The organism is Desertivirga xinjiangensis (genome assembly GCF_024436435.1).
Lineage (GTDB): Bacteria > Bacteroidota > Bacteroidia > Sphingobacteriales > Sphingobacteriaceae > Desertivirga > Desertivirga xinjiangensis.
In genome coordinates, this window is the sequence record NZ_JAFMZP010000017.1 from 16,045 (window position 1) to 28,073 (window position 12,029).

At 41.5% G+C, this 12,029-nt stretch carries 9 protein-coding genes; 3 read left to right on the plus strand and 6 right to left on the minus strand.

What is annotated here, in order from left to right; genetic code table 11:
• Positions 1-7: 7 nt before the first annotated feature.
• The 6 genes from J3P37_RS22765 to J3P37_RS22790 form a co-directional block, all read right to left on the minus strand.
• Complete coding sequence (locus J3P37_RS22765) at positions 8-994, minus strand: bifunctional riboflavin kinase/FAD synthetase (protein WP_256014425.1); 987 nt, start codon at positions 992-994, stop codon at positions 8-10.
• A 29-nt stretch (positions 995-1,023) separates the two neighbouring features.
• Positions 1,024-1,749: a tRNA pseudouridine(55) synthase TruB gene (gene truB / locus J3P37_RS22770; RefSeq protein WP_439648988.1), complete on the minus strand. Its 726-nt coding sequence runs from the start codon at positions 1,747-1,749 to the stop codon at positions 1,024-1,026.
• Between the two features lie 53 nt (positions 1,750-1,802).
• On the minus strand, positions 1,803-2,597 hold the full coding sequence (locus tag J3P37_RS22775) for an undecaprenyl-diphosphate phosphatase (RefSeq protein WP_256014428.1): 795 nt from the start codon (positions 2,595-2,597) through the stop codon (positions 1,803-1,805).
• A gap of 4 nt (positions 2,598-2,601) precedes the next feature.
• On the minus strand, positions 2,602-2,826 hold the full coding sequence (locus J3P37_RS22780) for a DUF3098 domain-containing protein (protein ID WP_256014431.1): 225 nt from the start codon (positions 2,824-2,826) through the stop codon (positions 2,602-2,604).
• Positions 2,826-3,704, minus strand: coding sequence for a cell division protein FtsX (locus J3P37_RS22785; RefSeq protein ID WP_256014434.1), 879 nt, complete (start codon positions 3,702-3,704; stop codon positions 2,826-2,828). Before J3P37_RS22785 ends, J3P37_RS22780 begins: the two co-directional genes overlap by 1 nt.
• A gap of 183 nt (positions 3,705-3,887) precedes the next feature.
• The gene (locus J3P37_RS22790) at positions 3,888-4,562 is read right to left on the minus strand and encodes a hypothetical protein (RefSeq protein ID WP_256014436.1); all 675 of its coding nucleotides are present in this window, start codon (positions 4,560-4,562) and stop codon (positions 3,888-3,890) included.
• Between the two features lie 232 nt (positions 4,563-4,794).
• Here J3P37_RS22790 and leuS point away from each other — a divergent pair, with 232 nt between their 5' ends.
• The 3 genes from leuS to J3P37_RS22805 all read left to right on the plus strand — a co-directional run bounded on the left by leuS (position 4,795) and on the right by J3P37_RS22805 (position 11,292).
• Positions 4,795-7,590 (plus strand): leucine--tRNA ligase, encoded by a 2,796-nt coding sequence (gene leuS, locus J3P37_RS22795; RefSeq protein ID WP_256014439.1) that lies wholly within the window; start codon positions 4,795-4,797, stop codon positions 7,588-7,590.
• Positions 7,591-7,852: 262 nt separating this feature from the next.
• The gene (locus tag J3P37_RS22800) at positions 7,853-10,294 is read left to right on the plus strand and encodes a TonB-dependent receptor (protein WP_256014442.1); all 2,442 of its coding nucleotides are present in this window, start codon (positions 7,853-7,855) and stop codon (positions 10,292-10,294) included.
• A gap of 74 nt (positions 10,295-10,368) precedes the next feature.
• Positions 10,369-11,292, plus strand: a complete 924-nt coding sequence (locus tag J3P37_RS22805) for a cobalamin-binding protein (protein WP_256014445.1) — start codon at positions 10,369-10,371, stop codon at positions 11,290-11,292.
• The last annotated feature ends 737 nt before the right edge of the window (positions 11,293-12,029 follow it).

The following is a 12,029-nucleotide window of genomic DNA, read 5'->3' on the forward strand; positions in this document are numbered from 1 at the left end:
CAGCTTTTTAAGAAAGCAATTTTAATACCGCTTGTTTATCTTTTTCTATTTGCTGCTTAAGTTCGTCCAAGTTATTGAATCGCATATCATCCCGCACGAAGTTGACAAAGTGTAAGCGGACAAACTGCCGGTAGATCTCTTTATCAAAATCAAAAATATTTACTTCTATATTTCGGGTCATACCATTGATCGTAGGACGATTGCCGATATAGGCCATGCCTTTATACGTGTTGGAGACAGGATGATGTATGGCTGGCACCAGTGGTTGATCTGCGGGCAGAGGAAGCGGTTTGCTGAGTAGTTCCACATGAACGGCGTAAATGCCATCAGAAGGGATGAGTTTGTAAGTCTCCGGGATCAATAAATTGGCCGTGGGAAAACCCATTTGCCGGCCGAGACGATCACCCTTGATGACCTTTCCGGTTAGAAAGAATGGGTATCCAAGGAAATCTTCAGCCGTTTCAACGTCGCCCTTTGAAAGAGACTCACGAATCTGGGTAGAACTTACTTTTACTTCATGAATGTCCTGTTCGGGAATCTCTTCTACACTGTAATCATATTCTTTACAATATAACTGAAGCGCTTCAATGTTACCTTGTCTGTCTTTTCCGAAGCGATGATCGTATCCTATGATGATTTTCTTAGTGCCGATTTTGTCCACTAAGATCTGCTGAATATAAGTCTCCGCAGATAAATTCGAAAAGTCGCGTGTGAAGGGTGTTATAATTAAATGGTCTACACCTAATTTTTCCAGCAGTTCCGCTTTTTCGTCGATGGTGTTTATGAGCTTTAGGTTGGAATCCTCGGGATGAAGGATCATGCGCGGGTGCGGAAAAAAGGTAAGAATAACACTTTCTCCGCCGGTTTGCCGGGCAACTTCGGTTAAACGGCTGATAATTTTACTATGTCCGAAATGAACGCCATCAAAGGTGCCGATCGTTACGACGGCATTCTCCAGCTTCCGAAACTCGTCAATATGTTTGTAAACTTTCATTTTGCTAAAGCAAAAATGCTAAGGATTTTTTAAGGATTGATAATGCTATGCTGTTTCTCTTTGAGGCCGCGCACGTGATTAACTAGTTCCATAACTTCATACGCTTCCTCAACTTTGAAAGAGCCGCTACGGGTCCGTCTTAATTTTGAGAGATATGCGCCTGAATTAAGGGTTTTTCCAAAATCGTAAGCAAGCGACCGGATGTATGTTCCTTTGCTGCACACCACCCTGAAGTCTACTTCCGGGAGCTCAATACGAGTTATTTCGAACTCGCTTATTGTAACTTTCCGCGATTTCAGCTCCACATCTTCACCGCGGCGGGCTTTTTCATAAAGGCGTTCTCCGTTTACCTTTAACGCTGAATGTGCTGGTGGAAACTGCTCGATATCGCCAATGAAATTAATACAATTGTCTTTTATCAGTTGTTCGGTAAGATGCGCGGTAGCATACGTTGCGTCTACCTCCGTTTCCATATCGTATGAGGAAGTGGTTGCGCCCAATATCAGCGTCCCGGTATACTCTTTTTCCTGAGCCTGATATTCATCTATTTTCTTGGTGAGCTTTCCGGTGCAGATAATCAATAATCCTGTTGCCAAAGGATCGAGTGTTCCTGCATGACCAACTTTGAGTTTCAGAGGCTTAAAAGAATTCCGGATCTTGCCTACCACGTCAAAGCTTGTCCAGTGATAAGGTTTATTGATAAGCAAAAGCTCGCCTTCTGCAAAGTTGAAGTCTTTAAATTTCGAATCTCCCACAACGATACTGTTATTAAATTAAAGGAAGCTGCAAAGGTAAGAAATTTAGCCTGTTATATGATTTGCAGACTGTGCCCTGAGTAAATAAAACCCAGAATTACTAAGCCTATTACAATTCTGTACCAGCCAAAGAGCTGAAATCCTCGTTTTTGCAGAAAGGTAATGAACGATTTTATAGCAAGAAGAGCTACTATAAATGCAACCACGTTTCCAACGGCCAGTAATTGTATTTCCTCGGAACTAATCACATAGCCGGCTTTATAGAAGTCGTATACTTTTTTTGCAGTTGCTCCAAACATGGTAGGAACAGCAAGAAAGAAAGAAAATTCGGCTGCTGCTTTACGGGAAAGGTTTTGCGCCATACCGCCAATAATGGTGGCTGCCGACCGTGAAGTGCCGGGTATCATAGACAAACATTGAAAAAAACCAATTATCAGCGCTTTTCCATAACTGATATTGTCAGTGTCATTGATCCTGGGATTATTAAATATTCTATGAATAAATAGTAAAATGATACCGCCAACCACTAAAGCAATAGCAACGGTTTTAGGGCTCTCTAGTAAAGCGTCAATCGTATCACTGAATAACAGGCCAAAGACAGCTGCCGGCAGGAAGGCAACAAACAATTTGTAATAAAAATCCAGAGTCTGAAAAAACCGCTTCCAGTAAAGAACAATTACAGAGAGGATTGCACCAAGCTGGATGGCAACGGTGTACAATTTAACAAAGTCGTTTGATTGTATCCCCATCAAGGAAGAGCCAATAATCATGTGACCTGTGGAAGAAACTGGCAGAAACTCGGTAAGGCCCTCTATTATTGCAAGAATTATTGCCTGAAGTATACTCATTAGTTTAACTGCGTTTTTTTAATATCGCAAAGAAACCGATAGTAAATCCGATCAACACAACGATAGGAGCCAGCACAATTTTCCTGAAATCATAAATATCGGTTTCGCCCATCATTAGAATAAAACCTAGGACAATAACAGCTATTGCAATTAGCATAAGTCTGTAGTTGCTTTTACCGAATACAAATTCTACAGGTCTATTATCTGTAGTAGTTTTTTTTAAAGCCATTATCTATATAGATTGTAAATTTTAAGACGGAGGTATTTGCTGACGGCAAAGTAGGTGCTGAGACCAGAAATAAGCACTCCGATCACGAGTATCGCTGCAAATACAATGATAAACTCAAGCCAGTTACGAAGTATAATTAACTCAGGTATCTGCTGCTGAGCGAGATACAAAGTTGCCAGCAATAGGATAATAGCGATCAAGCCACCCAACAGCCCGTGAAGGATTCCGTAGCCGATAAAAGGAGCACGGATAAATCCTTTGGTCGCGCCCACCAGCTGCATACTTTTGATTAAAAAACGCTGAGAATAGATGGATAAGCGTATTGTGTTATTTATTAAAGCAATAGCGATGATAAGAAGGGTCGATGCAAATCCCAATATCACAAAGCCGATGATTCGAATATTTTGATTTACCATATCTATCAGGGAACGTTGGTAAATTACTTCTTTGACAATAGGATTTTTAGACAGCTGCCGACTGAAAGCTTCAATACTTGCATTGTTTGCATGTTTCTCCTTCATGTAAACGTCGATCGAAGAAAGCAGTGGATTGTATCCCAGAAATTGCACAAAGTCTTCACCCAGATCTTTTTGAAGGTTATGTGCGGCTATCTCTTTACTTACATATTGGGTTTTTAACACAAACTGATGCGTATCTAACTGTTTTTGCAATGCCAGAACATCCACTTCTTTGGCGCCGTCACTCACAATAATGTTTAAGACAATATTTTCCTTAACATACTTCGACAGATTCCGCGCATGGACCAAAATCAGTCCCAGCAAACCGAGCATCAATAATACCAGGGCGATACTTATAACTGTAGAAATGTAAACGGTTTTCGTCTTTTTAGATGAAGCACTTCCTTCAAATTCTTCCATGGTGCCTGTTTAAATTATGCGAAAATAAAAATTTAAGCCTAGCAATTAAGCTAAAAATTGAATATTTAGGTATTTTTAACATTCTGCGGAACAGATTTGACGTTGCAACCCTGGAGGAAGAAAGAAATCTCCATTCAAAGTTTCTGCTTTTGAATAACGAAATTTGAATGGAGATTATTTGGATTACTGAAATGTAATGCTGTAACTGCTGTTTAAAGCAGCTTTTGCTTTATTATATAGTTCAATGTTATAGCAGTCGCAAATTCTGACTTTTCCTTCATGCCATGTTGCTCCCTGGATGTCGGCTATAGTTATTTCGCTTAATAACTTGCTAACTTCGAAATTTATCACACTCAGATATTCAGAACTGTTTGCGTTGAGATTCTTTATGCTGAGGTTTAAAGTCGCGGGGTCATTAAAGTAAAGTTCGACCGGGATAGCACCCGAAGGAGTGGTGACCGTAGCTTTTAAAGTCAGGGGTCGTTTGGTTTCGGAAGGTACCATTTCCAATTGTGCGGAAATTTCATCGAACTGCACACCCCTGGGAAATGTAACATTCCAGAATGTTTCCTGGTCTGAAAGCAAGTTAAAGTCCCAAAGTCCGGTAAAATCATTAGCCCAAACTTCATTATTTGACTTTTTTAACGCTACCTTGAATTGTTTCAGGTTCAATACTGCATAGGTCCAGGTGATACCAGGAACAGGAGCAGAGGTAGTAGAAGCCGAGGTTTGGCCCTGAAAAAGAAATCGGAAAGACATGATACTAGAGCCGTCTTCCGAGTCGTCCTTGCAGCCATTAAGTGTTGTTAAAACACTAATTATCAGGATGCTCATTAATAATTTTAATACATTTTTCATAGTGTAGAAATTTTACAGTGAGTTTAAATATAGTCAGAAAAGTGAAGGAATATCTCGTTTGTTTCGGGCTCGACTTATATTGTAAAGTTGACCTGTAAAGGGATTTACACCCGATTTTTTAGGGAAAAATAGTCAAGCCTGCATTTAATTAATATCCTGGCAGGGTATCTTATGATTTCAGGCGGGAGTAATCCATTTGAATTTGTATTTTCGCAACCCAAGTATTATTACCATGGATTACCAGTTCAAAGAGATAGAAAAAAATTGGCAGCAGTTTTGGGCCGACAATGAAACGTATAAAGTAGACAATAACTCGGATAAACCTAAATATTATGTGCTCGATATGTTCCCTTATCCGTCCGGTGCAGGCTTACATGTTGGCCACCCATTGGGATATATAGCCTCAGATATCTTTGCACGCTATAAAAGACTTAAGGGCTATAATGTTCTGCATCCCATGGGATATGATTCTTTTGGCTTGCCTGCTGAACAATATGCTATCCAAACCGGACAACACCCGGCTGTAACCACTGAGGAAAATATTGCCACTTACCGTCGCCAGTTAGACCAGATCGGCTTCTCCTTTGACTGGAGCCGGGAGGTACGAACGAGTGATCCTGAGTATTATAAATGGACTCAGTGGATTTTTATGCAATTATTCAATTCCTGGTACAACCTGGAAGCCGATAGAGCAGTGTCCATAGAATCCCTGGTAGAGCAATTTGAAAAGAATGGAAGCAGCGCAGTAAAAGCTGTTTCCGACGAAGATACTTTAGTGTTCTCCGCTGATGAGTGGAAATCATTTAGTGAGAATGCCAAACAGGAAGAATTACTTAAATACCGTCTTACATTCCTGAAGGAAAGCACCGTAAACTGGTGCCCGGCTTTGGGAACTGTTCTCGCAAATGACGAGGTGAAAGATGGAGTTTCTGAGCGTGGAGGTTTTCCTGTAGAGCAGAAGAAAATGATGCAATGGAGCATGCGCATTACAGCATATGCCGATCGTCTTCTTCAGGGATTAGATGCCATTGACTGGCCAGAGCCTTTAAAGGAGATGCAACGCAACTGGATTGGGAAAAGCACAGGTGCTTCGGTTATTTTTCCTTTAGAAAAAGGAGAAAATTCGATCGAAGTATTCACTACACGTGTGGATACTATTTTCGGGGTAAGTTTCCTGGTTATTGCCCCAGAGCATGAGTTGGTGTCTTCATTAACCACACCTGAATATAGTGCCGGCATAGAAACGTATATCGCTCAAACGAAAAAGAAATCTGAGCTAGACAGGATGGCCGATGCGAAAACTGTATCGGGTGCCTTCACTGGAAGTTATGCCATAAATCCCTTAAGCGGCGAAAAAGTTCCTGTATGGATTGCTGATTACGTTCTTGCAGGATACGGCACAGGCGCTGTTATGGCTGTACCTTCGGGGGATCAGCGGGATTACCTGTTTGCGAAACATTTCGACTTGCCTATCATTCAAATTCTGGATGCCCAAAAAGATGTAGAGCATGAAGCAGATGCTACGAAAGAGGGTAGATATGTCAATTCAGGCTTCATCAATGGCTTAACTTACCAGGAAGCTATTCCGGTATTGATTGAAAAGTTACAAGAATTAGGAGCTGGAAAAGCAAAGATCCAATACCGTATGCGCGATGCGATATTTGGCCGGCAGAGATATTGGGGGGAACCGGTTCCTGTATATTTCAAAGACGGATTACCTCATCTGATCGAGGAAAATGAACTTCCTTTAATATTGCCTGAAGTAGATAAGTATTTACCTACCGAAAGCGGTGAGCCGCCATTGGGTCGCGCTAAAGATTGGCTGTACAAAGGTGAGGCTCATTATGAATTAAGCACTATGCCTGGTTGGGCCGGTTCCAGCTGGTACTGGTATCGGTATATGGCATCTCAGGCTGATCGTGAAAGCAATTCATTCGCTCCAAAATCTGCTATTGAATACTGGAAAGATGTAGATTTATATATCGGAGGCTCTGAGCACGCCACGGGGCACTTGCTGTATAGCAGATTCTGGAACAAGTTCCTCAAAGACCTTGGATATGTGATCGAAGAAGAGCCGTTTAAGAAGCTGATCAATCAGGGAATGATCCAGGGGCGTTCCAACTTCGTATACCGGGTGATTGATGAAGAGGGAAAAGGTACCAATACGTTTGTTTCATACGGACTTAAAGGTCAATATAAAACATCAGCTGTTCACGTTGACGTGAATATTGTGGAAAATGATGTTTTAGATCTGGAGAAATTTAAATCGTTCCGGCCTGATTTTGCCAATGCAGAGTTTGTACTGGAGAATGGCAGATACGTATGCGGTGTAGAGGTCGAAAAGATGTCCAAATCCAAATTCAACGTAGTGAACCCTGATGACATCATTGAACGATACGGGGCCGATACTTTGCGTTTATACGAAATGTTCCTGGGGCCTCTAGAGCAAAGTAAGCCTTGGAATACCAATGGGATAGAAGGGGTATTTAAGTTTTTAAGGAAATTCTGGAAGTTGTTCCATAACGATAAATTCGAATTCGAAGTATCTGAGGGAGAGCCGACTAAAGCAGAATACAAGGCACTGCACAAGATCATCCGTAAGGTTGAAGAAGATATAGAGCGGTTTTCCTTTAACACCTCCGTTTCCAGTTTTATGATCTGCGTGAACGAGCTAAACGAGTTAAAATGCAACAAGCGTAAGATACTTCAGGAACTGGTTATTGTTCTGGCGCCGTACGCTCCGCATATTACCGAAGAGCTCTGGGCTTTATTGGGTAACGAGAAAGGCTCGCTTTCGTATGCCGCTTATCCACAGTTCATTCCTGAATACATGGTAGAAGATGAGTTTGCTTATCCGATATCTGTTAATGGTAAGATGCGTATGAACCTTAATCTTTCACTTTCCCTGGAAGCAGCGGACATAGAAAAGCTGGTACTGGAAAATGCAGATGTTCAGAAATACCTCGACGGTAAAACCCCCAAAAAGCTCATTGTGGTTAAGGGACGGATCGTAAACATTGTGATTTAATTATACAATGAGTATTCACAAAAAACCTGTCTGGCGTTCAGCCTGACAGGTTTTTTTAAAGTCTATGGTCTTAAAAGGCCCCAAAGAACCTTCAAACCACTTTTATCTTCCGTATGTGAGTTCCCGCTCAAGAAGGGTTTTTATTTTTGCATTTAGCTTCTGTAACAATGTGATTTTCTTTGCGACTAACAACAAACACACATTTAATTATCTTTAGTTTATAATGAGACCTTTCCTATTAATATTATTTTCTGTTTTTAGTATGAGCACAGCGATGGCACAAATGCCTGGCGGTGCGCCAACCATCACCGGTAGGATCTCTGGTGTTGTCATAGATTCGCTCAGTAATAAACCTGTAGATTATGCTACTATTGGTTTGGGTCGGGTATCATCTTCAAAAAATACAAACGGTGCGCTTACAGATGCGAAAGGTGCCTTCAAAATAGACAACGTGTCGCCTGGGAAATATAAACTTACTGTTAGTTTCATGGGGTATAGGACCAAAGTAATTAATCCTGTAGAGACTACTCCCGGGAAGCCGGATGTTAATTTAGGCAGGATTGTTTTATCTCCTTCCGCTCAGGCCCTAAAAGAGGTTTCTGTGACTGGGGAAGTTGCTCTTATCGAAAATAAAGTAGATAAAGTGGTTTTTAATGCGGAGAAGGACGCGACAGTTTCAGGCGGGAACGCTGGCGACGTCCTGAGGAAAGTACCCATGGTGTCGGTAGATCAGGATGGAAATGTTTCACTCCGGGGAAGCCAGAATGTTAAAGTGCTGATAAATGGCAAGCCTTCTGGAGCTGTGGCCAGCAGTGTTGCCGATGCGATGAAGATGCTTCCTGCTGACCAGATTAAGAGTGTGGAAGTGATCACGAGTCCTTCTGCAAAATATGATGCGGAAGGTTCAGCCGGGATATTAAATATTATTACAAAGAAAAAAGAAATGGCTGGCGTAAGCGGCTCTATAAGCGGCGGCCTAGGAACGCGTCAGAATAATGGGAATGCTAATCTTAACATCAATAAAAACCGGCTGAGTATAACCGGAAATTTTGGAGGAAATCTAACCTGGCCTCAGGAAACTGCAACAAGAACCGAATTTCGAAATGAAGCCAGCAGTAACCTTCAAAGTGGGACTACAGATCTCAGACGTTACGGATTTTCTTCATCAGGAAATGTCGGTTACGATTTCAATAATAAAAACAGTGTCTCATCTGGCATCCGTTATCATCAGGGCGGATTTAACACGGATGGTTCTTCTCAGAACACCAGAATAGATAATTTGGGTTTAGGACCAACCGACCCAATATTTAACCTGATTAATAATGATAACGAAAACCGGTTCACTGGTTTTGACTGGAACGCTGATTATACTCACAAATACAAAAAAGAGGGCCATGAAATTTCTGTTGCGGGCCAGTGGACGCATATGAAAGCAAAAACTGATTTTGAGAATTTTTACAGTGAGGAACGCGACAGAGACCAGCTGGGTAATAACGAAGGTATAAATGATGAATACACCATTCAGGCGGATTATTCCCTGCCAGTTTCCAGCAAGGTTAAGTTAGAGCTGGGAGCTAAGTCAATTGCCCGAAGAATCAACAGTGACTACGTGTTTGACAGAAGGGAAGGTGAGGATTTCGTTTATAATGATGCGCTTTCTAACACTTATAATTATGATCAGGATGTATATTCCGGCTATTCGGTTCTGACCTTCCAACTGAAAAATAAATGGGGGATTCAAACCGGTGCCAGGATAGAGAATACTCAAATTAAAGGAGATGCAAGTAATACAACTCAGGGGCTGACGCCTTTTTCAAAAGACTATTTCAATTTGATCCCCAGTTTGTCGATATCTAAAACGATCAAGACAAACTCGTTCCGCTTGAGCTATAGCAAGCGTATTCAACGGCCGAGTTTGCAATACCTGAATCCTTTCAGGAATATTAGCAACAATATAGCGCACTCAATGGGTAATCCCGATCTAAAACCGGAAGTATCACAGAGTGTTGAATTTAACTACTCAACATTCATCAAAACCTCTGTGATTAATGCATCACTGTATTTCAGGCATACGGATGATATTATTGAAAGCTTCATCAGATCTGACGATTATGAGGGAGAATCGGTGTCGTTAACATCCTTTCAGAATATCGGAAGCAATAATTCTCTTGGAGGTTCTTTTTATGGACAGGTAAGTCCGGTGAAAGGGCTGACCGTAAGGGGGAATGTAAATGTTTATTCCTACAAGCCAACCGTAAGCTCTTCCTTTGTGTCGGCAGCCGCAAATAGTGATAAAACTTATCTTATGTATAATGCCTTTTTAGGCGGTTCTGTTACTGTTTCAAAAGGCTTATTAGCGGAAACCTTTGCGATCATCAACGCTCCACGTAGAACGTCTCAGGGAAAGAATCCTGCGTTTAACATGTGGCAGATGTCGCTGAATAAAGAAATTTTGAATAAAAAGGGCAAGATTGGGATCAATGTAGTTGATCCGTTTAATGAACGGAAGAATTTCAGCAGTAGCTTCAATGGTGCAAATGGATTGACTCAAAGCAGTAACTTTTCGGTACCCTTTCGTTCTGTGGGTGTGAATTTTAGCTGGCAGTTTGGTAAGATGAACTTTAACCCTCCGTCTAAAAAGAAACGAGGCGTGAATAATGACGATTTGAAGCAAGATAGCGGTCAGTCGGGACAAGGAATGTAAATAATAGTCGGCTATTGGCAATGATCATCCGCTAATAGCCGGCTATTATTTACATTTGCCACAAAATTAAGTCAATGCCTGATACGATAATATCCCTTCTGCCTGCCTCTACTGAAATTGTTTGTGCTCTCGGGCTTGAAAGCCGGTTGATCGGTCGCTCCCACCAGTGCGATTATCCCGAATCTGTTCAACATTTGCCAGTTTGTTCTACTTTAAAAATTAATCCGGATGTTTCAAGTGCAGCTATTGATAAACAGGTAAAGGAGGTTTTGGCAGATGCCTTATCGGTTTACGAGGTGAATGAGGATCTTATTAAAGATCTAGGCCCGGATGTTATAATTACACAAACGCAATGTGAGGTTTGTGCGATTAGCCTTAAGGATGTTGAGGCGGCATTAAACGAACTGGTTCAAAAGAAGACAGAAGTGATCTCCCTTAGTCCAAATACACTGGAAGAGATTTTCAGGGATATTCAGTCCCTGGCGGATAGATTAGGTGCTGCTGAACAAGGGCGTATTCTGTTAGATGAATTAACTGAAAGGAAGGATCTGATCAAACACAAGCTGAAGTTTATTGAGAAACGACCTCGTGTTGCTTGTGTTGAATGGTTTTCTCCTCTAATGGCTGCAGGAAACTGGACACCTGAGCTTATTGAAATTGCAGGCGGTGAACCGGTGCTTGCAAAATCCGGCGAACATTCGCCGTATATAGATCCGCAGGATCTGATAGAACAGAATCCTGACATAATCATTGCTGCAGCCTGCGGCTTTTCAATTTCGAGAAGCCTTCAAGAGATTGATACCTTATTTCAAATACCGGGGTGGGCCGAGCTTGCTGCGGTGAAAAACAACCAGGTGTATATTGCTGATGGTAATCATTATTTTAATCGTCCCAGCCCCAGGATTGTTGATACCATTGAAATATTAGCAGAGATCATTAATCCCAAGCAATTCGTTTTTGGGTATGAGGGGAGTGGTTGGCTGAAGTTTTCAGTATAACTATTAGCCCTGCGGCAATCCGGCCCTTTAAGATATATTTTTGGTAGGCTTTAGTTATTTAGTTAGACAGCTCTCTCCTCTTAGGCTCTTGAAGATATTTTAGGGACGGCAGGCGTCTTACAGCTTTGCTAGCGCACGCGTGCCGCGTTTGTTCTATGCTGCAATATAAGGCCCCCTCAAAAACTAAAACCCTCTTTAACAGCGTTCTCATCCAAAAGTTTGAAATATTTCACCTGACCCCTTGACACGTATTAAAAATAATCCCACCTTTGCAGTCCCAAAACGAATAAGGGGAAAACAAAAACGTGACGGCGCAAGGCCGGAACGCCATTGAAAGAAGAGCAAAAGGGGGCAGGAAAAGAGAAAATAAAATTTTCAAAAAAAGCTTGCAGAAAGAAAAAAGATTTCTACCTTTGCACTCCCGAAACGAACAAAGGGAAACGCCGAAAGCGCAAGGCTTAGGCAAACAACAATGACATTCTAACAGCCTTAACCGGCTGACAGAAATATAGCGGAACCGTGATGGGGAAGCGAGAAAGTTCTTTAAAGAAATATTCAAGATAGCATAACGAGAGATAATACCAAGTTAACTCGTTAACAGCAAGAATTATCCAAGTCGTATCACACACAATAGTATTAATTAAAAAATCGATTCTATTTGAGATACAATAGGGTCAGAGAAGCAAAAACTTCATTACAATGGAGAGTTTGATCCTGGCTCAGGATGAACGCTAGCG

Excerpts from the sequence above, each read along its gene's own strand:
- J3P37_RS22775 (WP_256014428.1), bottom strand. The coding sequence starts at position 2,597 with ATGAGTATACTTCAGGCAATAATTCTTGCAATAATAGAGGGCCTTACC.
- leuS (WP_256014439.1), top strand. The coding sequence starts at position 4,795 with ATGGATTACCAGTTCAAAGAGATAGAAAAAAATTGGCAGCAGTTTTGG.
- J3P37_RS22800 (WP_256014442.1), top strand. The coding sequence starts at position 7,853 with ATGAGCACAGCGATGGCACAAATGCCTGGCGGTGCGCCAACCATCACC.
- J3P37_RS22765 (WP_256014425.1), bottom strand. The coding sequence starts at position 994 with ATGAAAGTTTACAAACATATTGACGAGTTTCGGAAGCTGGAGAATGCC.
- J3P37_RS22790 (WP_256014436.1), bottom strand. The coding sequence starts at position 4,562 with ATGAAAAATGTATTAAAATTATTAATGAGCATCCTGATAATTAGTGTT.
- J3P37_RS22805 (WP_256014445.1), top strand. The coding sequence starts at position 10,369 with ATGCCTGATACGATAATATCCCTTCTGCCTGCCTCTACTGAAATTGTT.
- J3P37_RS22780 (WP_256014431.1), bottom strand. The coding sequence starts at position 2,826 with ATGGCTTTAAAAAAAACTACTACAGATAATAGACCTGTAGAATTTGTA.
- J3P37_RS22785 (WP_256014434.1), bottom strand. The coding sequence starts at position 3,704 with ATGGAAGAATTTGAAGGAAGTGCTTCATCTAAAAAGACGAAAACCGTT.